Origin of the sequence: Streptomyces sp. NBC_01003 (assembly GCF_045162695.1) — a bacterium.
In the GTDB taxonomy this organism is placed as follows: domain Bacteria; phylum Actinomycetota; class Actinomycetes; order Streptomycetales; family Streptomycetaceae; genus Streptomyces.
Genome location: NZ_CP108708.1, coordinates 195,892 through 219,041, shown reverse-complemented (window position 1 = coordinate 219,041; position 23,150 = coordinate 195,892). Strand labels below are relative to the sequence as shown.

Sequence of the window (23,150 nt, the reverse complement as noted above, 5' to 3'; positions counted from 1 at the left end):
CCGCAGACACGACGCGCCGCCGCTACGCGGCGGTTCCCGCGCTTCGCGCGGAAAGAACTCCCCGACTTCGTCGGGGAGTTGGCGTCACTCCGTGACGCCATGTCAGCACCGCTTCGCGCTGCTGACGGCTCGGATCGCTCCGCGATCCGGCCTAGCAGGCCCACGCTCCGCGCGGTCCCGCCAAAAGCAGCTGGCTACGCGGGCGGGTCGTGGATGTGGCGGTGCGTCTGTGGTGGCGCAGGCCCTTGACGATCCGTCATGCTTCTGGTCGGAATCGGACAAGGCGAGAATCTCCCAAGCCGCGTGTGTGTCATTATGGCAAGTTGGCTAGATTATGGCCTGGATGCTTACCACCGACTGCCCCTGCTGGCCCTGATATACGTCGCCAAGCATTCACTAATCGGCGACATCATTCAGTGGCCTTGGCCCCTGCCGAGCACATCAGTCACGGGAGCCCGTAATGGCAGATAGGTGATGGGCTCGACGTGGGGCACCTCCTCTGATGGTTCGTCAGAAACAGCCTTGATGGAAGAGTTTGGGCGATCTCGGGGCCGACGCTGACTCGCATATCTGATCACCGGGCGGGTCGGGCAACTCTGCTGCGGTACCTGCTGCCTGAGGCGACAGGCGGGCGGGCCAGGGCGGTTGTGCGTCGCTCACGTGCGGGCTCCGAGGGCCTGGTCCAGGTCGATGCCGTCGGAGTCGTCACAGCCTCCGGCCAGTAGGAACTCGTCAACGGCCGGAGCCGCGGCGAGGCGGGCCCGCCAGGTGCGGACGACGTCCTGGACTGGGGCGAGGCTGAAGGGGTGCCGGGCGTCGTCCAACGCGCGCACCAGTCCTGCTCGAACGCGGACACCCAGGTCTCCGAGCGCCGGTCGGCGCGCAGCTCCTGGAGCAGCTGGGCGGCGGCGGGGGCTTCCTCGGGCTGCGCGCTCATCAGGTCCTACAGAGGGGTCGCATCGCCACCGTACGTGCGGTGCGGGGCAGTTGGGCGGGCTTGTTGTCACTTCGCGTCGGCGCGTGGTTCTCCAGGGCCGCGGCTCTTGTCTCGCGACTGGCAGGATGGCGGGTTGAGTTGTGCGGCTTTGAAAGGAATCCCGATGTCCGCTCGCTACCAACTGGTGATCGACTGCGCCGACCCCGACCGCCAGGCCCATTTCTGGGCCGCCGCACTGGGCTATGAACTCGCACCGCCCCCATCCGGTTTCGCCACATGGGACAACTACTACCGTGACCTGGGGCTGCCCGAAGAAGCGTTGACCGGCGGCGCGGACCGGATCAGCGACCCGCAGGGCGGTGGACCGGCCATCTGGTTCCATGTGGTCCCGGACGCGAAGGCCGTGAAGAACCGGCTGCACATCGACATCCACGCCAGCGGCGACCGCACAGACCCGATCGAGACGCGGAAGAGGCGAGTGGACGCCGAAGCCGGCCGCCTGATGGGCTTGGGCGCCCTCATCACGGTTGTCATGTACGAGGAAGGAATCGACCACTACGCGGTCGGAATGAAGGACCCCGAAGGGAACGAGTTCGACATCAACTGACCAGAGCTCGGTGACAACCAACGTGCCTTGCCATCCCACAACGGCCAGGTCACCAAGGCCCGCAGGTGTCAACCATAGAACGCCTGAGCCGAAGGACAACGCAGACTCGGTGGCGACGCTGCGCCGAGAGGTGGCGAGGGGAGCCAACTCGTCCTCGCTGACTGGGCCCCGGTGGGCTACCAGCTGGTGAGTGAAGACGGACGCGACCTGTACGTCCAGGTCCGCTATGCCGCTCTCCTGGAGAAGGCGGACCCCATCGCACCCCCTACACAGGCCGCGCCTACGGACGAGTGCTGGTGTCACCGGTGGACGCAGCCGAACTGCTGGGCTGGGGCGAGCGGGGCGCTTCCCAGCTCGCGGCCGCGGCCCGGATCGCCGCCGACCGGTGGGGCCTGACCATCGCCACGGCAGGCACGGCGCGGCATGAGCCGTCCTACCCGCGCGGCGCGCGTGTCAGGTGGAGCCGGAAGTCGTCACTTGCCATCCACCCACCCGCGAACCCGGCGAACCTTCCCGGTCGGAGCACTAGGCGTTCCGTACGTCGGCGCGCTTGTCCAATTCGCGCATCGCCTCTGCGTGGGCGCTCATCCGGATGCTCAAGCTGCCGCTGGTGAAGAGCGCCACACCAGCGACCGACACCGGCAAGGACAGCCCGAGCACAGCCAGGGCTTCGGGCCAGTCGCGTTCGTTCTGGCACCAATCACTGCTTTGCAGGCCGTTGTTGGCGGTACCGCGTTCGGTCAGCAACCGTGACTCGCACTCCGCGGGGTACTGGTCGTCTGGCTCGCGATCGACCGAGTATGGCGTGAGCAGCAGCAGAGCACACCATGCCCACTGCAGCGCCGCCACAACCAACAGGCCTATGCCCCAGGCGCGTATCCGCCCGGCCCTGTCGCGGAAGTCGAGGTCGTAGTCACGTGATCGCATGGTGGGCGAATCTAGCAGCGTGTTTTCTCAGCTCGGGGGGCGTCCACCCCCATTCCCGCGGACGGGTGTCCAGGGTTCACACGGCGGCTGTGCCGGCTGTCCTCTTCCGCCAGCTTCCACGCCGCCAGCCAGCCGTCATATCTGGTTCTCGGCCAGTCGCAGGGGCTCTCTGCTCCAGCGGTGTCCAAGTCGACTGCGGCGCAGGCCTGTTCTCAATCGCGCTCATCGGGCCTCCCGCGCGGTGCACAAGGCTTCCCACTCGGCGTAGGTGGCGCACTGGCCCGCGCTGCGTGCCCACAGGCCGCTTTCAGCGGTGCGCGGGGCCTTGGGGGTGAGGTTGGTATGGGTGTTGGGGCGCGGAACGGCCAAGGCCCGCGGGTGCACGCTTAGGCGGCGAAGCCGATGTTCATGACGTACTCGTAGGCGCCGTAGTCGGAGCCGAGGTCGACGGTGATGCCGTCGAACCATGCCTCGTCCATGGCCTCGTCGTCATCGGCTGCCCAGGCCTGCACCATCCGGTCCCAGTGCCGCACGTTGAGGGTGCGGAAGGAAACGTCACGCTGGAGCGGTCGGGGGACCTGGGCTTGGTTGAGGGGATGGAACTCGACGCGGGTGCCCCGGCCTTGCCGGTTGAGGCGGGCCAGCAGGTGCCGGGCGACGTTGTGGCGGCGGACCTGCCGGTAGGCGGCTTCCAGCTGTGCCAGGCTCGTCTTCGACGGTGAGGCCTTGCCCTCGGCCCAGCGTTTCAGCGTGCGGTCGGTGACGGTGAGGCCGGCCTCACGTGCGGCCGCGCGCGCATGGTCGGTGCGGGTGAGGTAGTGCAGGCGGGCCAGCATGCCACGGCGGGTGGTTGCGGGGCTGGCGATGAAGGCGGCCAGCTGGTCGAGCTGACGGGCCGCGGCTTCGTAGCCCTTGATCCCACGGGCGCCGAACTTGCCGAACTCCAGATTCCTGTCGGGCACTTACTCCCCCTCCCCCGCCTGCAGGGCGTCGTCGGCGGCGGCTTTGGCGGTGTAGGTGTCCTTCACCTTGACCTCGGTAACGCCACGGCCCTCAGGGAAGACACTGTGCCAGTCACCGATGACGTGGAGTTCGTCGGTGCCCATCGCACGCACCACGGTCAGGCCCTCCTCGTGGGCCTTGTAGGCCTTCGTCCAGAGGTTGGCGAAGGCCTGGGAGCGGATGAGGTGCATCCAGTCCGGGCGGTACAGCTCCCGGTTGTAGTTCGACTCCCCCATCGTGGACACGAACTTGGAGTACATCGCCTTCACGTACTCCAGCGTCACCTCGTCCTCCTCGCCGATCGCCCGCTCGCGGGCATCCTTGAGGGCGATGCGGAACTTCTCCAGGAGGTTCTCGGTGGCGCCGGAGGTGTACGACTCGTGGATCTGTGGGGGGTCGCACAGGCCGTACTTCGGGCCGGACAGGCGTAGCAGGAGGCGCAGGGTGGGCTCGGTGACCCACAGGGGGCCGGGTTCGTCCCGGTTTCCGATCGGGTTCGGCAGCACCGCTTCGTGTTCCCAGTGCGGTGGGGTGATCAGGTGGACGCCTGCGCGGCGCCGGTCGTGGTCGAAGCCGGTGGAGTGCTCCAGCTGCCCGAGCGGAAGGTGGGTCTTGAGGGCGGACAGGTAGGCGCCGTTGATGTCGAGCGCGGTCACCTCGTGTTCACCGGGCGGGAGCTCGTGGCGGGTCCACTTGGGGCGGGCCTCCCAGATCCGGTCGGCGCCCTTCGCGGTCTGTTTCTTCAGGATGTCGGGGATCCAGGGGTGGGCGATCACGTCGTAGCGGGCGCCCTTACGGGTCTCGTCCAGCAACGCCATCGCGTCCGGGATCGCCCGCTTCAGCAGCGCGGCACTCGCGGCTTCGACGTCGCCCTCGTGGGCGGCGAGCGCGGCTTGAACGGCTTCGTGGATCAGGTCGGCCGGACCGGAGGGCTCCTGGAACGCCCGCCCACGCGGGGCCGGCTTCTTCGGCCGCTGCGCACCATGCGCCGCGTGTGTCGGGCGTGCCGTACGTGCCGTCTGGGCCTGCGGAGCGCTCGGATCCGTAGCCGTGAGAGCCGCTGTCGTGGCGCCGGTGGTGGGCCGGCAGTCGGCAGGGTCCAGGTGCTGGGGAAAGCCGGCCACGCGCTGTCGGGCCGGGCTGGCGCACAGGACGCACGGCTCGGGCGTGGCCAGAGTTTCGACGTCGTCCGCGTCGTCCCTGTCGTCGGCCGGTGAGGGTTCGGTCGCGTCGGGCGCGGCAACCGGGGCCGGTGCCACCTCGCCCGCCTCGGGCTCGGGCTCAGGCCCCGCCTCGGGCTCAGGCCCCGCCTCGGGCTCAGGCCCCGCCTCGGGCTCGGAGTCGGGCTCGGTGGGCGGTGCGAACTTCGCGGCCAGGCCGTCCAGGAGGTAGGCGTACTTCGCGCGCGTCTCCCCCGCCGGGTCACGCCCCGATTCCCACCCGGTGACGGTGGACGGGCTCACGCCGAGTGCCCGGGCCACCTGCGCCTTCGACAGTCCCGCCTGCTCGCGCAGACTCCGGCGTACCTCGGTGTCGGGAAGCTCCTCCTGCGGGGTGAGCGAGGCGAGCAGGGAGTCGATCGCGTCGAACTCGCTCATCACTGACCCGCCCCCTTGTCCGAGCGCCTGGCGCGGCGGCGCTCGGCCAGGGCCGGGGTGGCCGTCTCCTTGACCCGCTGCTCACCCCACCCGGTGATCTGTGCCGCCCGCCCGATCCGGCCGTGCACCGGCCGCCCGGTGACCGGATCACGGGCCAGATACACGCGCAGCGCATCGGCGACGCGACCCTCGGCGTCCTTCAACACCTCGACTGCATCGGCGAGTTCACGCTCGTCATCCACCTCTGACACACTCCAGACGATACCACTTTCAGTGACATACATTAAATTCGTGACGGTCGCCGTTTTGAGTCAGGCCATCGCGGGACAGTGAGCGATCAACCGGACGGCGTGAGGGTGCAGGTCGCGTTGCCGTGGTCACTGGGGGGACTGTGACCACCGGTAGAGCGTGCCGAGGCAGATATCGCGCATCAGGTATCCCGTGAGCTGGGTGTCGACGGTGTCGGGAACCTGCCCCGTGCCATGTTCGGCCTTGATGAAATCGGTGAACATGCCGCTGACGTAGGGCTGTTCGTGGAGCGGGAAGCCCGCACGCACCCAGGCGGTGAGGACGGCTTTGGTCTGTGCCGGGTTCTCCTGGCTGCTGCCGGCGAGGATGCTCATGCAGCGGGAGAGTGTGTGTCGGGTGTCCTTGCCGTGGGGGTGTTCGAGGCCTTCGGCCCTCAGCCCCTGGCGCAGCAGTTCGCGCCGCTGTTCGCCCCATTCGGCGATGGGGTCTTCCTTGCGCTGGAAGTGGTTGAAGAAGGTACCGCGGGCCACGTCGGCCGCTTCGGTGATTTCATCGACGGTGGTCTGGTCGTATCCCTGCCGTGTGAACAGGAGCAGCGCAGTTTCGCAGATGCGGTTCTTGACCCGGAGTCTGTTGCGTTCGCGGCGCCCTTGGAGGGCCGCAGCGGTGGTGGATGTGTCGCCCATGTGGTTGCTCCTCTCGCGCACGGTGTGTACGGGCCTTCCCCGGTTTCCGCTGCACACCATCCGGGCGAGCGGCGGAGGTGGCCCTGATGAGGGGGGCGGGCACTGCTCCGGCAGTCGATTCACTTGACCCCCTGATGTTCAGCGGTGCGCAGCACGCAGCACGGCCTGCATGACGGTCGGGAAGCACGGGCCGTGACGGTGAAGACGATGTCGGTACGCGGCTCGAGGGGGCTCAGGTGGTGTGGTCCTGGGGCGGTTCGGGCTGGGTGTGGAGGATGTCGCGGGCCTGTTCCGCGGCGCGGGCGATGCTTTCGGAGACGAAGTCGAGGAAACGGGCGATGTTTTCGAGGCGGGTGGCGGCGGGGGTGCCAAAACCGAGGACGCCGACGCCTTGTCGTGCGATGTCGACGACGTGGGCGGTGGAACGGGCGGAGGCCATCATCGACTGGTACATGATGTCGTTGTCCACGACATAGCGCTCACGGCGGCGTTCGTCGCGCTCCCTGCGGACCATCCCCTGACTCTCCAGGAACGCGACCGCCTTGGAGATGGATGCCGGGCTGACCTGGAGACGCTGGACGAGTTCGGCCGCGGTGAGGCTGCCGGTGTCGGTGAGGGTGAGGCAGGCCATCACCCGGGCCATCATCTTGGGCGTGCCCGACTGTATGAGGACGGTTGTGAACGTCTCCTCGTACGCGCGCACCGCTTCGGCGTCGCGTCCGTGGGGCTGCGCCGGCGTGCCCGGGTCGCGGGGCGTCGACTGCTTGCGGCGGGCCCGGTGTTCGGTGGCGCGGTGGGCCAGATCCGCGCGGTAGGCGGTGGGGCCGCCGTTGCGCATCACTTCGCGGGTGATCGTCGACGTCGGGCGGTCCAGGGTTCTGGCGATCTCGGCGTAGGCGAGGCCGTCGGCCAGTCCCAGCGCGATCTGCTGGCGTTCCGGCTGAGTGAGTCTGCCTCCCGGCATTGCGGTCTCCTTCTCCTTCGCGGCGATGCGCCGGCCTGTGGTGTCCGTGCCCGGTGTCCGGCATCCGGCGTTCGTGTCTGAGGTCCGACGCCTCGACTATAGCGTTCACCTCCATGCCATTGCAACGACCGGGAGTGGGTTCGTTGCATTAGAGCCCAGATCATTGCAATGAAATCCCTGCAACTACCTGCGCTTATAGGGTTCTTGCGCAACAAGGGTGTTGCCCGATCCTTGAATGCAACGTAGCGTTTCACTCATCAGAAACGACGGATCGAAGGAAAACACCATGCAGAAGTTCGACACCCCCGCCGCCGTCCTCGCCGTCCTGGACATCCCCGCGGGACGCATCCAGTTCATCGCCGCCGACCGCGCCGACACCACGGTCGAGGTCCTGCCCGCCGACAAGTCCAAGAGCCGCGACATAAAGGCCGCCGAGCAAGTCACGGTCGCCTACGCCGACGGCGTCCTGCGCATCGAAGCAGCCACCGCGAAGAACCGGATCCTCGGCAACTCCGGATCCGTCGAGGTGACCGTCCAACTGCCCGCCGGCTCCCGGGTCGAGGCCAAGGCCGCCGCCGCCGAACTCCGCGGCGTCGGACGGCTCGGCGACATCACCTTCGAAGGCGCGCAGGGTTCGATCAAGATCGACGAGACCGCGAGCGCCCGCCTCACCCTCCAGGCCGGTGACGTCTTCGTCGGCCGCCTGAACGGCCCCTCCCAGATCAGCACGCAAAAGGGCGACCTGAACATCGCCGAGGCCACCAGCGGCACCGTCGAACTGCGCACCGAGTCCGGCGACATCACCATCGGCGCCGCCCGCGGTGTCTCTGCCTCACTCGACGCCGGCACCACCCACGGCCGCATCCACAACACCCTCCAAAACACCGACGGCGCCACCGCCGGCCTCAACATCCACGCCACCACCGCCCACGGCAACATCACCGCCCACAGCCTCTAACCCACCCACACCCTCCAAGGAGCAGTCACCATGACCGACCTGGCCATCGCGGCGAACGGGCTTCGCAAGTCCTACGGCGACAAGACCGTCCTCGACGGCATCGACCTGCACGTCCCGGCCGGCACCGTGTTCGCCCTGCTCGGCCCGAACGGCGCCGGCAAGACCACCGCCGTCAAAATCCTCTCCACCCTCATCTCCCCCGGCCCCGGCACCGGCCAGATCCACGTCGGCGGACACGACCTCACCGCCCAGGCGCAAGCGGTGCGCGCCACGATCGGCGTCACCGGGCAGTTCTCCGCCGTCGACGGGCTGATCACCGGCGAGGAGAACATGCTCCTCATGGCGGACCTGCACCACCTGTCCAAGTCCGAAGGGCGACGGGTCGCCGCCGAACTCCTCGAGCGGTTCGACCTCACCGACGCCGCGAAGAAGCCCGCCTCCACCTACTCCGGCGGCATGAAACGCCGCCTCGACATCGCCATGACGCTGGTCGGCAACCCGCGGATCATCTTCCTCGACGAACCGACCACCGGCCTCGACCCCCGCTCCCGCCACACCATGTGGGGCATCATCCGCGAACTCGTCACCGACGGCGTCACCGTCTTCCTCACCACCCAGTACCTGGAAGAGGCCGACGAGCTCGCCGACCGGATCGCCGTGCTCAACGACGGCAAGATCGCCGCCGAAGGCACCGCCGACGAGCTCAAGCGCCTCATCCCCGGCGGACATGTACGGCTCCGCTTCACCGACCCGGACGCCTACCGTTCCGCTGCCTCCGCGCTGGACGACGCCGCAACGGACGAGGAGGCCCTCGCACTGCAGATCCCCAGCGACGGCAGCCAGCGCGACCTGCGCTCCATCCTCGACCGCCTCGACACGGCCGGCATCCAGGCCGACGAACTGACCGTGCACACCCCCGACCTCGACGACGTGTTCTTCGCCCTCACCGGCAGCGCCCGCATCCCCAACCAGCCCAACCAGCCCAAGGAGACCGTCCGATGAGCTCCCTGTCCCTCGCCGTGCGCGACTCGTCCACGATGCTGCGCCGCAACCTCCTGCACGCCCGGCGCTACCCGTCGCTGACCCTGAACCTGCTGCTCACGCCGATCATGCTGCTGCTGCTCTTCGTCTACATCTTCGGCGACGTCATGAGCGCCGGCATCGGCGGCGGCGGCGCCGGCCGCTCCGTATACATCGCCTACATCGTCCCCGGCCTGCTGCTGATGACCATCGGCTCCACCACCATCGGCACCGCGGTGTCTGTCTCCAACGACATGACCGAGGGCATCATCGCCCGCTTCCGCACCATGGCCATCCACCGCGGCTCCGTCCTCATCGGCCACGTCATCGGCAGCGTCCTGCAGTGCATCGCCAGCGTCATCCTCGTCGGCGCCGTCGCCGTAGCCATCGGCTTCCGCTCCACGGACGCGTCCGCCCTGGAATGGCTGGCCGCGTTCGGGCTCCTCGTCCTGTTCGCCACGGCACTCACCTGGATCGCCGTCGGCATGGGCCTCATCAGCCCCAACGCCGAAGCCGCCAGCAACAACGCCATGCCCCTCATCCTGCTCCCCCTCCTGTCCAGCGCCTTCATCCCCACCGACACCATGCCCGGCTGGTTCCAGCCCATCGCCGAATACCAGCCCTTCACCCCCGCCATCGAAACCCTCCGCGGCCTCCTCCTCGGCAGCGAGATCGGCAACAACGGCTGGCTCACCATCGCCTGGAGCCTCGGCCTGACCCTCCTCGGCTACTACTGGTCGAAGGCAAAGTTCAACAACGACCCGAAGTAGCCGAGATGGCCGCGCGGGCCGCCTCCCGCAACCCCGTTCCGCCCCATGGCGGCGTACCCCGACACCACACCGGGGTACGCCGCCACACCCACACCTTTACCGCGGTAAAGAAACTGGCCGCTGGCGGGGAGAGTGTGAGACCGGGACCTGATGCGCACTCAGGGAGACACACGGGGCGGTTCGGGGAGTTTGGGGTGGTATGAACTCGTTGGGTAGGCCCGGGCTTTACCGCGGTAAAGAATCCAATCCGAGAAACTAACGTGTCGAGGCGCAACTGGATCTACGACGTTAGTAAGGTGACACGCATGAGTTCTCCAACCGCCTCCAGCGACCGGGAAAAGGTCGTATCCAAGCTGCCGGGTCGGCTCCGCCAGAGCCTCAAGGTCAGATGCGCCCAGCACGGTCTCGAGATCCAGACGGCCATCGAACAAGCCGTCAGGGCCTGGACCGGACTCGCCTCCGGGCTTGAACCTGTCGACACGGCCGGCGCCGACTCGTTCTCCACCTTCCTCCCGCACGGTCAGTGGAACGACTTCAAGGCGGTCACCAAGCAGCGCAGCGTGTCGCTCACTCAGGGACTGGCGCAGGCCGTGCACATGTGGCTGGACAGCCATCCGGCACCCGACATCGAACGGCCGGTCGTCACCCGGCGGTTCGTGGTGTGCAACCAGAAGGGCGGCGTGGGCAAGACCGCCATCACCGCCGGCCTCGGTGAGGCCATGGCTGAGGACCGCAACAGCCTGTATCCGGTCCAGATCGCCAAGCAACTTGCTGCGGAGCCGGACGGTGACGAGGACCCGCTCGGTGTCGAGAACCTTCCCGGTATCGGCCTGCGCGTCCTCCTGGTCGACTTCGACCCCCAGTGCCACCTCACCAACCAGCTCGGTGCAACACCTCTTCCCATTTCGCAGGACGGCGACAGCCTCACCAACCACATGGGCGGCTCCCCCAAGGGCGACCTGCGGGATCTCATCGTCACCGTCGACGAGGAACGGTTCGGCGACCGTCTCCACCTGCTGCCCAGTTGTAACGACGCATTCCTCCTCGACGTCCGGCTCTCCGGAGTCCGCGCCCGGGAAGCCGCGTTGGAGCGTGCCCTTGCACCGCTGGAAGCCGACTACGACGTCATCGTTGTCGACTGCCCCCCGAGCCTCGGCCTGAGCATGGACGCCGCCGTCTATTACGGGCGGCGCCGGAAGGACGAGGTGCCCGGCCAGTCCGGCCCTCTCGTCGTCGTCCAGGCAGAGGACAGCTCAGCCGACGCCTACGACCTGCTGACGAACCAGATCGAAGACCTGCGCAACGACATGGACCTCGATATCGACTACCTCGGTCTGGTCGTCAACCTCTACGACCCGCGGCGCGGCTACATCGCCACGTCCTCCCTCGAGGGATGGATGGACATAAAGGATCCGCGTGTCGTCGCGATCGTCAGTGAGCGCAAGGAACAGAAGGAGGCCGTCCGAATGAAGCAGCCTCTGCTGTCGTACGCGCCCAAGAGCCAGATCGCGATCAGCATGCGGGCCATGGCGCGGGAGCTGTCATGAGCAAGAAGGACCAGTTGGGCGGCGGACGATTCGGCAACACCCAGACCCGTCCTGTCAGCGCCCGGCGCCAGGCCGTCGCGGAAGCGACCGGTGTTGCCACAACCGGCGCGCCCGACAGCCGCCTGCAGACGCTGCCGCTCGAACAGCTCGTGCCGACTCGGTTCAACCCGCGTCGTAACTTCGGCACTGATGAGGACCTCAAGGAGTTCGGTCGCAAGCTGGAGGTGAAGCAGCTTCAGCCGGCTGTTGCGGTCACGCGCGAGGCCTACCTGAAGCTGTGGGAGGAAGAGGCCGATGCGGTGGGGACCCATCGGTATGTCATCGCGAATGGTGAGCGCCGCTTCCGCGCTTCCCAGGTGGCGGGTCTCGGCACCCTTGAAGTCATCGTCGACGACACGCTTGCGGCGTCCAGGGCCACGTTCCTGGACGCGGTCCTGTCGGAGAACAACGACCGCGAGGACCTGGACCCCGTCGAGCAGGCCATCGGCATCCAGACGATGGTGGAGCAGCTCGGAGGCAAGGCCAGGGTCGCGGAGCACTTCGGCAAGTCGGCCGGGTGGGTCACCCAGCAGCTGTACCTGCTGAAGCTGGCTCCGGAACTCCAGGACCTCGTCAGTGCGGGTGTACTGCCCGTTCGGGAGACTCGGGACCTGGTGAAGCTGCCGGTGGAGGAGCAGGCCACTGCCTGGGTGAACCGGCTGGCGGCCCGGGCCGAGGAGAAGCTGGCGCCAGCGGATCCGGTAGAGCCCCGGAGAGATCTGTCCCAGCAGGCGCCGACGGCCCCGGTCTTTACCGCGGTAAAGAATCCGCAGACCGAGCCGCCGACCGCACCGACCGCACCAGCTCAGCCGGCGCCGTTCTTTACCGCGGTAAAGAATCCGCAGACCGACTCGCCGACCGCACCGACCGAGTCAGCTCGGCCGGCCCCCGGCTTTACCGCGGTAAAGAATGAGGGTGCTGAGCCTGCGCCCCGGAGCGACGTTGCCCACGCAGCGATGCCGTCATCCCCGACGGCTACGACTCCCGAGACTGTCCCCGAGCCCAGGGCCCACGAACTGACGGAGCGGGACACGAACGGACACGAGGCTGACGGCAAGAAGTTCCCCTACGACAGCGGCGCCATGAGCGCGCACCTCCTGATCCGGAAGATGGAGACGGATGAGGAGTTCTTCAAGATGGTCGACATCCTGGTCGCGACAAAGCTGCGGAAGCGGCCCGCGATCTGACGTGTCGGGCGTACCCCATCGACAAGCCCACCAACGCGCGACACTCAGCCCAAGAAGGCCCAGCTCCCATCGAAAATGGAGGCGGGCCTTCTTGGCGTTTGGGGATATCCGCAACTTCAGGTGGTCTCGGTGGGTGCCCTCGATGCCCCTTCTTTGTGGCTCCGCAAATGGGCTCCCGGCCTCCCGTCCGGCATGACTGTTCCCCCCTGTAGTTCGGATGATCCGGGGGGTGATGTCACCGGGCCGGAGGCACCAGTAGACCGCTGATGGAGGCAGGATCACCAGCTCGCTGGAAGGCTCTTCGTAACGTGGATGCTGGCGACCGGTGCCACGCCAACGTGGCCGGGACAGCACGACCTCGCAGAAGGTTCAGCGTGATCGACACCGGTGATGGGGACGTCTTCCTCGGCCTGTCGTCGGCAAGGGCGAGCACCAGGGAACTGCGTATCTCGGGCGGCAAGAGGATCTTCAACAGCGACTGCCGAACGGCGAACCCAAGCTGCGGGCCGTGCTGGACAAGCTCACCGCCGAGCACGGCACAGTCCTGGTCATGGTCGACCAGCCCGCCTCCATCGGAGCCCTGACCCTGGCGGTCGCCGGGGACGCCGGCTGCCGCGTCGCCTACCTCCCCGGCCTGACGATGTGCCTGATCGCCGAGCTCTACCCCGGCGAGGCCGGAGCGACGCCCGCGACGCGTTCGTCATCTGCGACGCCGACGCTGCCCGCACCATGCCGCACGCCCTGCGCGACGTCGAGCCACCGGCGAGGCCATCGCCGGGCTGGAGATGTTCGTCGGCTTCGACGACGACCTGGCCGGCGAGGCCACCCGTATCGCCAACCGCCTGCGCAGGCCTGCTCACCCCGATCCACCCGCACCTGGAACGCGTCCCGGGGGCCCGGCTCGACTACGCGGCGGTCTAGGCCCCCTGCTTGAGCGGTTCGGTTCCGCGGCCGCCAGGCGCAAGGCCGGGCGCCATCGCCCGACCCTCGGCCCCGCGCATGTTCGAGCGCCTCGTAGAGGACATCCTCGTCACGCTCGACGCACAACCGTGATCGTCCCGGGCACCGACGCGGCCGCGCTGATCGTGCCGGGCCTGGCCCGCTCGCTGCGCCTGGACCAGCGCAAGCTCCTGGAGAAGCGCATCCAAGAGCTGCTGGACGAGCGCCCTTTGTCGAAGATCCTGACCTCCTTGCCCGGCATCGGAATGCGAACCGGCTCCCGGGTCCCGATCGACGTCGGCGACGCGAGCGCGTTCCGACCGCCGCCCACTTCGTCTCCTACGCCGGACTGCCCCGCGACCCGCAGTTCCAGATCATCGATACACAGCGAGCAACCCTCCCGCCGGGGCAACAAGCAGCTGAATCGGGCGTTCTTCCTGGCCGCGTTCGCCGCGCTCAGCGACCCGGCTTTCCGGGCCTACTACGACAAGAAGATCACCCGGGCAAACTCCATACCCAGGCCCTGATCTGACTGACCGGACACAGGGGCGACGTTCTGTTCGCCATGCTCCGCGACGGCACCTTCTACCAGTCCCGGCCCGCAGCAGCCCGCAGTTGAACTCCGAGGGGATCTGCCAGAAGCACCACGCAGTCGGCCGCGGGATCGAACCCGACACCAGGTTCCCGTAGTCGCCTTCGGCAGTCATGGCCACCGGCTCGCCCGGCCGACGGCCCGGGCCGAGGAGAAGCTGGCGCCAGCGAATCCGGTAGAGCCCCGGAGGGATCTGCCCCGTCGGCGCCGACGGCTCTCGGCTTTACCGCGGTAAAGAATCCGCAGACCGAGTCGCCGACCGCACCGACCGCACCGACCGAGTCAGCTCAGCCGACCCCCGGCTTTACCGCGGTAAAGAATGAGGTGCTGAGCGTGCGTCCCGGAGCGACGTTGCCCAGGCAGCGGTGACTTCATCCCCAACGGCTACGGCTCCCGAGACTGTCCCCCGATCCCAGGGACAACGAACTGACGGAGCGGGACACGAACGGTCACAAGGCTGACGGCAAGAAATTGCCCTACGACAGCGGCGCCATGAACGCGCACGTCCTGATCCGGAAGACGTGTTGGGCGTGCCCATCGACAAGCCCATCAACACGCGACGACCATCCCTTCTCTTGCGTGGGTATCCCCGGCTTCAGTCGGGGCGGGAATCGCATCTCGGGGCTGCTGTGACGGGTCATGTGTGCGTGGGTGTTCTGTCTGCGGAGGGGTTGTCAGTGGCCTCGGTTATGTTGCTGACAAGAGCCGAAGGGGGTGGGCCGGGTGATTCGTGCGTACAAGTTCCTCATGCGGCCCACGGTGCGGCAGGCTCAGGCGCTCGGTGAGATGCTGCGTGATCACTGCTCCCTTTACAACGGTGCGTTGCAGGAACGCCGTGACGCTTACCGGCACGCCTCGAAGACGAGCATCAAGTACGGGCAGCAGTCCGTGCAGCTGAAGGACATCCGGGCGTTCGACCCGGAGCGTCAGGGCCGTTGGTCGTTCAGCTCACAACAGGCCACGCTCCGGCGGTTGGACAAGGCGTTCGCGGCGTTCTTCCGCCGGGTCAAGTCCGGTGAGAAGCCCGACTATCCGCGCTTTCGTGGGGTGAACTGGTTCGACACGGTGGAGTTCCCGAAGGACGGGGACGGCTGCCGGTGGGACTCCACGCCGCACGACCCGGTGACTCGCGTCCGCCTTCAAGGTGTCGGGCACGTCAAGGTGCACCAGCACCGGGCGGTGGCCGGCAGGGTCAAGACGATCAGCGTCAAACGAGAGGGCCGGAAGTGGTTCGTCGTGCTGAGTGCCGAACAGGTCCAGCCCGAACCGCTGCCCGCGACGGGTTTGGTCGTCGGGATCGACCTGGGCATAGCCAGCTTCCTCGCCGATTCCAGCGGCGGATTCGTCCCCAACCCGCGCCACGGGGCGAAGAGCGCCGCGAAGCTAGAAGCCGCACAGCAGGCCCTGTCTAGGTTTTTGCGTGTGCGCCGCGACAGGCGGACAGCCAACCACCGGCGTGCGGTCGAGAAGGTCGCGAAGCTGCACCGCAAGGTCCGCCGGCAGCGCCTCGACCACGCACACAAAACCGCTCTTGATCTCGTACGCGCACACGATTTCATCGCGCACGAAGACCTCAAGATCCGCAACATGGTCCGGCGTGCTGCGCCGAAGCCCGACCCTGCCAAGTCGGGCGCCTTCCTGCCCAACGGGGCCGGCGCGAAAGTCGGACTCAACCGCTCGATCGCGGATGCCGGATGGGGGGTGTTCCTGACGATCCTGGCCGCCAAGGCTGAAAGCGCCGGACGGGAAGTGATCGCCGTGGACCCCCGCAACACCTCCCGCCAGTGCCCCGAATGCGGGCATACCAGCGCGGAGAACCGGCCCACACAAGAAAAGTTCCACTGCGTCTCGTGTAGCCACTCGGCGCACGCGGACACCGTGGGCGCCCTGAACGTTCTACGGGCCGGGCTGGTCCGTCGCGAAGCCGCACCGGCGTAGCGAGAAGCCCCCTCATTCATGAGGGGGAGGAGTCACGAAGCCCTTCCCTCCTCGCAAGGGGAGGCCGACCCTCTTGACCATACCTGGCTTTCTGTACGCTGCTACTGCGTCTGCAACGATAGATGCAACGATGTTCGCCAAGGCAAGGAGTCACCGAAAACCTGTCACTGCAACAGTAACTACACGCTTGAGTGCAACGATAACTGCTTCGTTGTCTGTTACTTCATATACTCGTTTGCATGCTGCGTATGATGCATCATTGCTCGCTACAATAAATATTTGGATACTTGCAACGCTGCAACCAACGATGTTTCGTTCTCTGGAACGTGCGATCGTGCAAGCGATCTGACGATCCATGAGGCTTTCGATCCAGCGAGCGGTGGATCGATCTACGCAACGTGCGATCCAGCGATCGGTGCAGCTATCGATCTATCTATCTAACAAACGAGCGATGTATCTTGCGTGCGAACCAGCAATCGCCCTGACTAACCGTCAAGCGAACCAGCGAGCAGACTTTCTTACGCACCTGCTAACCAAGGAGCAAGCAAGCGATACGGCGAGCGAGCGAACCATGTTGCCTACGAGCTGACAAACAGTCATGCGCTCGATGTGTGCAACCTGCAAGCAGAGAGCCGAGCCATCGATCACAACGACCGTTCCTTCCATAGCCGTGATGGGGGCTCGTCCTCGTTCGGCATGCAGACCGGGATGTCGCCCCTATGGCGCAGCATCGGCCTGGGACAGCGGGAGTTGGGCCGAGTGAGGCGAAGTCGCGCGTCACTCCGCACGGGTGACGTGAGTCCTGTTATCGTCGTGCCTGATATCCCTGTGTCACTAGAGGAATCAGTGGCGAAAGTGGTAGGCAAATCCGGACGAACTGCCGAACTCGGCTGCTCAAGCGGACATTGCACCTTCCAGGTTCGCCTTCTTCCCCTGGTGACAGATGTGAACTTGTATGAGGAAGCGACTCGCTAGAGAGGTGGGCACGCGTTGAAGGTCATCGCCGTGGCAACGCAGAAGGGAGGGGTGGGCAAGACCAGCACCACCGTCAACTTGGCGGCCGGCCTGGCCCTCGCCGGCGCCCGGGTGCTGATCGTGGACCTGGACCCTCAGGCCCAGGCCGGAACGGCAGTCGGTGTGAACCTGGTCGGGGAGGACCAGCTGGCCCGCTCCCTGGGCTGGGTACTTCAGGCTCGGCTCCAGGGCATGCGCATGGATCTGGCCGGCGTTTGGTTCGATCGCTGCGAGTTGCTCGAAGAGTGGGAAGACGCCGGCACTTTGCACCTCCTCGCGTGTGAGGAGTCCACCATGACGTCAGCTCAGGACCTCATCCACAAAAAGGGCTTTCAGTCGACCCCCATACTGCGCCGGATGCTGGTGGAGATTGAGGATCAGTTCGACTTCGTCGTCATCGATACTCCGCCCGCCGTCTCCTCCCTGTCAGCGACGGCCCTGGCTGCGGCCGACTTCGTGATCACTGTGTGCATCCCGGAGTACCCGGCGCTCAAGGGTGCCGCGGCAACACGGGGCACCGTCAAGTACGTCAAGGACCGCACGGGCGGGGAGTGTGAGCCGCAGTACCTCGGCGCCGTACTCAACCGGTCGAACCCTCCGTCCAGGTGGAAGGCCCAGGAAGTCAACATCCGCAACGGCATGCTGGATGCAGACCTCTTCCCCTTCCAGACCGATATCCGCCTCGACAACCGGATCAGCGACTCCTTCGCCTACGGGGTGCCCTCGGTCATCCGCTTCGCCAGCCACACACCCGGCAAGATGTACAGCGAACTGATGGGCCAGATCGTGGAGCGCATGCAGTTGCCGGCGGAGAAGTGGCAGACACCGGAGCGCATCGAGAGCGAGGAGTCCGGTGACTGAGGAGCAACAGACTCCGGCCCAGAGGAAAAAGAAGAAGCAGTTCAAGCCGGCGGGTGCCGCTCTCGTACAAGGCCTCCTCTCAGGCGCCGACGACGTTGCAACGCGGTCCTTCATCGGCGGGGGACAGGGCAGCACACAGTCTTCAGCTCCGTCTTCTGCCTCTGTTCCCGCGGCAGAAGACGTTCCTTCAGCGATGGCCGAGACCGCTGGGTTGCGTCTTCCACCGCAGGCCAAGGACTCAAGTCCGGCACCTGAAGCAGAGGACTCTGCTTCACCGGCCAAAGATGAGGCGCCTGCCCCGCAACCAACGCGTCAGCGCGCGCGTACCCGCGCCTCCTCCCAGAGCAGCAAGGTTCCATCTCGCTCTGCCTCTCCTGCACCGGCCGAGCCGAGGACCGAAGAGGCGACTGCCTCCGCAGCCTCGACAGAAGCGCAGGAAAAGTCAGCGAAGACGGTGCACAAGCCGGCTCGGGAAGAAGCGAATGCGGCTTCCGCCCAACCGGCACAGGGGGAACGCAGCACGGACTGGGCTCACGCAGCGGTGCATGAGTCTTTCGCCGACGCCAAGATGCGGTCCAGCCAGTGGAAGTCGTACGGATTTCGCATCGCACCCGATGTCCTCGCCCGCCTCAAGGAGCGTCTCGGCGCAGACCGGATGAGTAGCGGCAACAGACAGCTCGCGCTTGGCCACTACCTGGATGCTGCTTTGCGGCATGTCTCGGGAGACGTGCCGCAGTGGATCGATCAGGCCACGGACTTCGCCACTGAGCGGCTGTGGGACTCGGAGTCGACACAGCCTTCTTCGTATCGTGTGGGCAGTGTGGCTCACGCGTGGGTCTCCGGGCTCAGCAACGCATTGCAGTCGGCTGACTTCGGGCGCAAGGGCACTCTCGTGATCTCGGCGCAGGTGGAGCTCTACCTGGATGCGCTTGAGTCCGAGGGGCCGTTGGTGCGTCCGGAACGGCGTCGCCACTAGACGCGGCGTGGCCTGTGAAAAAGGGGCTGGGGAGAGACGGTTGTCTCTCCCCAGCCCCTTTTTCACAGGCAGAACCTGCAGCGGCAACGATCCATGCAACGTTGCCTGCAACGCTGCAGCCAACGATGTGACGATCAATCAATCAAGCGAACATGCGGACTAGCGATCTCACGATCCATGTGTCACTAGAACTCACGGAGTCACGGTAGGAGCAGCCTGGAGCTGATGTCCGCTCAAATCCCCGTTACCGACTGGGACTTGCGTTAAGGGCGACACGCCGATTCTCTAGTGACGCCAGATTCGTGTGTCTTGTTTGCGCTAGGGTGTGATCACGACCAACAGACTTGTCAGGAGAGTCCAGCGATGTCGCTGAACCATGGCCAACTCAGCACCAGTGCCGTTGCCACAGCAGCAGGCCTCAGCGAGTCATGGGCTTGGAAAGCTCGCGACCAAGGGATCCTCCATGAGCCTCACTTCGAGGACTCGGTGGTGGCCCTTCGCGTGTACGCGTTCGTCTCTCAGATCGTCTGGCCCGGGACGCGCCGGCCACGCAGCGCCCGCCAGGACCTCGAGTTGTGGCAGTCCTCCGCAGTCGAAGCCGCCCGCCAGGCGGTCTCCGACTCCAAGACCACGCCCCAGACCGTCCTGTGGGTTCTGGAGGATTCCGTTCATCTGGTCACAACGCCCGGTGAGCGGGCGGCCTTCGACCTGGAACAGCTTGAGGGCCGGGTCGCCATCCGCATCCCCGTGGGGCTGTGGGTGGCAGAACTTCCCGACGCCATGGCTTCACTCAAGACTCGCCGCCGACGCTCCAGCACCAAGGCAGCAACCGCGGCCTAGGGGAGTTGGTGCGCGCAGGGCAGCCGCCAAGCTCCTCGCGCCGCCGCCCCAGGCCGCCCCAGGCCAGCACAGGCCACCACGGCCCACCAACGCGTAGCGGCCTGGGAGCTGCAATTCCCAGGCCGCGCGCGTCAGTAGAAGGAGATGACAGCCAGCTAGAAACTTCCAGCTGAATACCGCCTCACCGAACTCGTCGTGTGTGCCTTGGCCGGGCCTTCGAGTCGCGATGAGGGTTTGCCAACTCACCTATCTCCTACCGGAGCAGATTATAGCTACCCACGCATGGGCTGGTTCAGTGCTGCCTCAAACAGGCCTTGAAAACCACCCCAAGACGTCACAAATCACTCGATATGAGTTGGGCAACCCGCTCCAGCTGACGAAGACGATGCGCAACCGCCTGCTGGGGGCGGTTCGTGCGCTGGTGGCGGACCCCACGCTGCGGGAAGCATCGGACGGCGCCCGCCTCGCGGCCGTCGTGCTCACTGCGAAAGCCCAGTTCCGGGACGGGTACCGGACATCGATCTGGGCATCGGAGCTGGGTCGGTGGCTCGGCGTATCCCAGTCGACCGTCGCGCACACCGTGCTGCCCGAGCTTCGTCGTTCCGGCGTGGTCGCCTCGAACGTGGCGACCAACGCCTTAGGGCACGCGACGGGCCTGAAGTGCTGGGTGGTGCCGGTGTACCGGGCGCAGAGGGCCGGCGACCGGCGGCACGCGCTGGCGTTGTCCCGCTCGGAGCTCTCGGTGCTGCTGCGGTTGTGCGAGGTGTTGTTCGGTCCGGGGTGGGCGCCGAAGGACAAGGATCCGGTGCCTGCCGGGTTGCTCGCGGGCCGTACGGGCCGGGGGGCGGCGACGGACCGGCTCGGGCTGCTGCTGATGGTGCTGACGACGGGTTCGACGGGCTGGCTGAGGCTGTGCCCCGGAGCGGTGGACAGCGGGCGGGGGCGTCCGGCGGCTACGGTGGCCCGGCTTCTGGGCTGCACGGCGGCGGCTGGGGCGAAAGTGCTCAAGCGGCTCCAGGAGCACGGCGTCGCGGACGTGGTGCGGCAGAAGACCGGTTCGGGTCTGCACGCGAAGTCGCGGGTGCGCCTGGTACCGGTGGCAGGGGCTCACGGACTCGCCGTGCGGGAGGCCCGCCGGGCGGCCGGTGCGGTGCTTTCAGAGCACGCCGCTACTGCATCCGGAGATCTTGAGTCCGGCGAGACGGGCAAGACCCTTGTGGCTACTGCGGTGGAAAAACCTGGACAGGGCGAAATCGCGGGATCGGCAGACCTCGCCGCAACTGCACAGCACCACGCTCTCCACGCTTCTGTGGTGACTCCTGGTAGGTCTCTTACGCTCTCTGGTGGCTTTTCCGGCGAAGGCCGTGGTGGGAACGGTGGTCTGCCGGACCGCGCGTGCCCGCGCGAGGACAGGCCCGACCACGGCGACGCTGTCGCCCGGCTGACACCGGTCGACGCCGAAGGTGGCCCGCTGCGCGGGGAACAGCCGAAGAAGTCCCCGGTCGTCGAAGCCGGGAAGGTCGGCCTCGGCCCGGTGAACGGCGCAAACGTGCGGGCCGCGGACGGCCAAGGCCAGAGCAGGCAACAGCAGGGGAGGGGGGCCCTGCCTTCGCAGGATCTGCGGGCCATCCTGGCTCCGGTCCGGCTGGTCTGGGGGCGGCTGGAGCGTCCGGCCGCCCGTCGCCTGGTGGAGGCCAAGGCCCGCACGGAACTGGCCCGGGTCGTGGGCTTCGCCGGTCCCGCCGACGCCCCGCAGATCCTCGCCGACCGGCTGGCCCGACGGCTGGAGGACCAGTTGCGCCTCGGGGGGCCGATCACGGATCCGGTGGGCTGGCTCATCGGCCGGGGCCTGCCGCAGCGCCGGGAGTGCGGCGACGTGCGGTGCGACGACGGCGCCCTGCTCGACTCCGGCCGGGACTGCCCGCGCTGCGAGGACCGCAGAGTCGACCGCCGTGCGCAGCGCCGCGCGGTCTCGGCCGCCGTGGATGCCGCGATGCCTTCAGCGTCCGAGACCGAGCGGCGGACAGCCGCCGAGCAGCAGCTGCACGAGACCGTCGCGGCCAGGGCATGGGCCCGCGAGCGGGAGTGGGAGCAGGTCCGTGCCCGGCAGGCGGCTGCAGCACAGGCCCGTACCGACGCTGCGGCACACCGGCCTGTCGACGACGTTCCGGCCGCGCCCGTGGCCCTGGTCGTGGTGCCTGCGCCGCGCCCGGCTCCGGTCGAAGCCGACCATGAGCTGGTTCTCGAGGACTTGACCCGCGAGCAGGTTCTGGACTGGCGAGATCGCGCAGCTCATGACCACCAGGTGGTGTTCGACCACATCGACCGCTACGGCGAGACGTCGGCGCAACGCCTGTTCACCAGGTCGTTCGTGTCGCAGGTGCGGCGCCTGTCCGGCCTCGGGCACCTGGACCTCGGCTACACGGCCTGGGGGCAGGCGTGAGCGGCGACGAGGTACCGGACGTCGACCTGGACAGGTGCGGGTTCTCGGTTCCCGGGGCGCCTTCAGATCTTCCAGGTGCGCAGGTGGTCGGCGACGGTGTAGACGTCGAGGCGGGTGTCGCGGATCTTGTGTACGAGGTCGGAGAGGGCGCCGTAGGGCGGGTCGATGGTCTCGCCGGACTGGTCCATGTACTGGGCGGCGACGAACGCCGCGTACAGGCTGTTGTGGTGGGGGAGCGGTTCAAGGCGGGCGATGGTGTGCAGGAGGGCTGCTGCCCGCCAGGCGTTGTCCGGGTCGGACTTCTCGAGGGTGGGCATCCTGGTCTTGTGGCGGGCCACGGCCGCCACAAGCGCCGAGTAGTCGGACACGCTCATGTCCTGGCGGCCGACGGCGAACTCCTGGACGTCCAGCAGCCACGCCACATCCACGTACAAGATCATGTCAGGCGGCCGCTGCCGGGGAGCCGGGCGACGGGGCCTCGTCGGGGAACGCCTCGTCGAACTCGGAGCGCAGCCTGTCGGCCCAGGCGGAGGCGCCGGTGACGAACTGCTTGCGCTGCAGCTCGCGTACGCCGAGGTCGTGCAGGTACTCCTTGAGGCTCTTGCCCTCGGCGGCGGCACCCGCGCGTACGGCTTCCATTTCCTCGTCGGTGAAGGACACATTGAGAGACGGCATACCGCCATGGTACCTAATTGGTACCTGCTGCGCGGCCGGGTGGGGCAGCGATTCAAGCGACCGTAGCGACTCAGATATGGACATTGCCGTCCGGGCCGGGTCGTGTGAGTGCATGTTCGCTGCAGAGTCGCTTGAGTCGCTTGACCCGGTGCGGCGGCTGCCGGTCGCTGTCCGGGGCGGGCCGGCGGCCGGGCGTCAGCTACGGGGCAGGGCTTGGGTCACTGCCGGTCGCTCGGACAAAAGTGCAGGTCAGAGGCAGCGGTCCGGCGAAACAGCGACCCAAGCGACTGAACATGCGCATATATGACGGTGCTGTCCTGTGTGGTGGGTGTGCGTGCGCGTCATATATAGAAAGCTTGAGTCGCTTCAGTCGCTGTTGCT

Annotated in this window: 21 protein-coding genes and 1 pseudogene; 13 read left to right on the top strand and 9 right to left on the bottom strand. The window is 67.0% G+C overall.

Going from position 1 to position 23,150, the window contains the following annotated elements:
• Window positions 1–656: 656 nt before the first annotated feature.
• Window positions 657–833 carry a DUF6247 family protein gene (locus OG698_RS48810; RefSeq protein WP_406111839.1) on the bottom strand — a complete coding sequence of 59 codons (177 nt, stop codon included), beginning with the start codon at window positions 831–833 and terminating at the stop codon, window positions 657–659.
• Between the two features lie 267 nt (window positions 834–1,100).
• Between OG698_RS48810 and OG698_RS48805 the strand changes: the two genes are divergently transcribed.
• A complete protein-coding gene (locus OG698_RS48805) occupies window positions 1,101–1,544 on the top strand; it encodes a VOC family protein (protein WP_331729090.1) in 444 nt (147 codons plus the stop codon).
• A gap of 525 nt (window positions 1,545–2,069) precedes the next feature.
• Here OG698_RS48805 and OG698_RS48800 read toward each other — a convergent pair.
• The 6 genes from OG698_RS48800 to OG698_RS48775 all read right to left on the bottom strand — a co-directional run bounded on the left by OG698_RS48800 (window position 2,070) and on the right by OG698_RS48775 (window position 6,970).
• Complete coding sequence (locus OG698_RS48800; RefSeq protein ID WP_329580749.1) at window positions 2,070–2,471, bottom strand: hypothetical protein; 402 nt, start codon at window positions 2,469–2,471, stop codon at window positions 2,070–2,072.
• Window positions 2,472–2,857: 386 nt separating this feature from the next.
• The gene (locus OG698_RS48795; RefSeq protein WP_331729099.1) at window positions 2,858–3,433 is read right to left on the bottom strand and encodes a transcriptional regulator; all 576 of its coding nucleotides are present in this window, start codon (window positions 3,431–3,433) and stop codon (window positions 2,858–2,860) included.
• Window positions 3,434–5,071: a helix-turn-helix transcriptional regulator gene (locus OG698_RS48790; protein WP_331729102.1), complete on the bottom strand. Its 1,638-nt coding sequence runs from the start codon at window positions 5,069–5,071 to the stop codon at window positions 3,434–3,436. It lies immediately after the preceding gene.
• A complete protein-coding gene (locus OG698_RS48785; protein ID WP_406111842.1) occupies window positions 5,071–5,322 on the bottom strand; it encodes a hypothetical protein in 252 nt (83 codons plus the stop codon). The genes OG698_RS48790 and OG698_RS48785 overlap by 1 nt, the downstream gene beginning before the upstream one ends.
• A gap of 126 nt (window positions 5,323–5,448) precedes the next feature.
• The gene (locus OG698_RS48780; RefSeq protein ID WP_331729108.1) at window positions 5,449–6,006 is read right to left on the bottom strand and encodes a TetR/AcrR family transcriptional regulator; all 558 of its coding nucleotides are present in this window, start codon (window positions 6,004–6,006) and stop codon (window positions 5,449–5,451) included.
• 232 nt (window positions 6,007–6,238) lie between these two features.
• Complete coding sequence (locus tag OG698_RS48775) at window positions 6,239–6,970, bottom strand: helix-turn-helix domain-containing protein (RefSeq protein WP_331729111.1); 732 nt, start codon at window positions 6,968–6,970, stop codon at window positions 6,239–6,241.
• A 286-nt stretch (window positions 6,971–7,256) separates the two neighbouring features.
• Between OG698_RS48775 and OG698_RS48770 the strand changes: the two genes are divergently transcribed.
• From OG698_RS48770 to OG698_RS48715, 12 genes and pseudogenes are all read left to right on the top strand, one after another.
• Window positions 7,257–7,928, top strand: a complete 672-nt coding sequence (locus OG698_RS48770) for a DUF4097 family beta strand repeat-containing protein (protein WP_331729590.1) — start codon at window positions 7,257–7,259, stop codon at window positions 7,926–7,928.
• A gap of 30 nt (window positions 7,929–7,958) precedes the next feature.
• Window positions 7,959–8,930 carry an ATP-binding cassette domain-containing protein gene (locus OG698_RS48765; RefSeq protein ID WP_331729575.1) on the top strand — a complete coding sequence of 324 codons (972 nt, stop codon included), beginning with the start codon at window positions 7,959–7,961 and terminating at the stop codon, window positions 8,928–8,930.
• Window positions 8,927–9,718: an ABC transporter permease gene (locus OG698_RS48760; RefSeq protein ID WP_331729574.1), complete on the top strand. Its 792-nt coding sequence runs from the start codon at window positions 8,927–8,929 to the stop codon at window positions 9,716–9,718. The genes OG698_RS48765 and OG698_RS48760 overlap by 4 nt, the downstream gene beginning before the upstream one ends.
• 305 nt (window positions 9,719–10,023) lie before the next feature.
• Complete coding sequence (locus OG698_RS48755) at window positions 10,024–11,265, top strand: ParA family protein (RefSeq protein ID WP_331729573.1); 1,242 nt, start codon at window positions 10,024–10,026, stop codon at window positions 11,263–11,265.
• A complete protein-coding gene (locus OG698_RS48750) occupies window positions 11,262–12,491 on the top strand; it encodes a ParB/RepB/Spo0J family partition protein (RefSeq protein ID WP_331729572.1) in 1,230 nt (409 codons plus the stop codon). The genes OG698_RS48755 and OG698_RS48750 overlap by 4 nt, the downstream gene beginning before the upstream one ends.
• Window positions 12,492–12,966: 475 nt before the next feature.
• Window positions 12,967–13,425 (top strand): annotated as a pseudogene (locus OG698_RS48745) (transposase); the annotation flags it as partial.
• A 115-nt stretch (window positions 13,426–13,540) separates the two neighbouring features.
• On the top strand, window positions 13,541–13,957 hold the full coding sequence (locus OG698_RS48740) for a transposase (protein WP_331729570.1): 417 nt from the start codon (window positions 13,541–13,543) through the stop codon (window positions 13,955–13,957).
• Window positions 13,958–14,745: 788 nt separating this feature from the next.
• Window positions 14,746–15,960 carry a transposase gene (locus tag OG698_RS48735; protein WP_331729568.1) on the top strand — a complete coding sequence of 405 codons (1,215 nt, stop codon included), beginning with the start codon at window positions 14,746–14,748 and terminating at the stop codon, window positions 15,958–15,960.
• A 1,005-nt stretch (window positions 15,961–16,965) separates the two neighbouring features.
• The gene (locus OG698_RS48730; protein WP_326779429.1) at window positions 16,966–17,835 is read left to right on the top strand and encodes a ParA family protein; all 870 of its coding nucleotides are present in this window, start codon (window positions 16,966–16,968) and stop codon (window positions 17,833–17,835) included.
• Window positions 17,828–18,811 (top strand): hypothetical protein, encoded by a 984-nt coding sequence (locus tag OG698_RS48725; RefSeq protein ID WP_406111931.1) that lies wholly within the window; start codon window positions 17,828–17,830, stop codon window positions 18,809–18,811. The genes OG698_RS48730 and OG698_RS48725 overlap by 8 nt, the downstream gene beginning before the upstream one ends.
• Window positions 18,812–19,300: 489 nt before the next feature.
• Entirely contained in the window at window positions 19,301–19,651 is a 351-nt protein-coding gene (locus OG698_RS48720) for a hypothetical protein (RefSeq protein WP_234374823.1), read from the top strand.
• Window positions 19,652–19,877: 226 nt separating this feature from the next.
• Window positions 19,878–22,094, top strand: coding sequence for a hypothetical protein (locus OG698_RS48715; protein ID WP_406111929.1), 2,217 nt, complete (start codon window positions 19,878–19,880; stop codon window positions 22,092–22,094).
• Between the two features lie 62 nt (window positions 22,095–22,156).
• On the opposite strand, the gene OG698_RS48710 is transcribed toward OG698_RS48715, so the two are convergent.
• Together OG698_RS48710 and OG698_RS48705 are read right to left on the bottom strand one after the other, a co-directional pair.
• Window positions 22,157–22,534 carry a toxin Doc gene (locus OG698_RS48710; protein WP_331729560.1) on the bottom strand — a complete coding sequence of 126 codons (378 nt, stop codon included), beginning with the start codon at window positions 22,532–22,534 and terminating at the stop codon, window positions 22,157–22,159.
• Between the two features lies 1 nt (window position 22,535).
• On the bottom strand, window positions 22,536–22,769 hold the full coding sequence (locus OG698_RS48705; protein ID WP_326779424.1) for a hypothetical protein: 234 nt from the start codon (window positions 22,767–22,769) through the stop codon (window positions 22,536–22,538).
• Window positions 22,770–23,150: the final 381 nt, after the last annotated feature.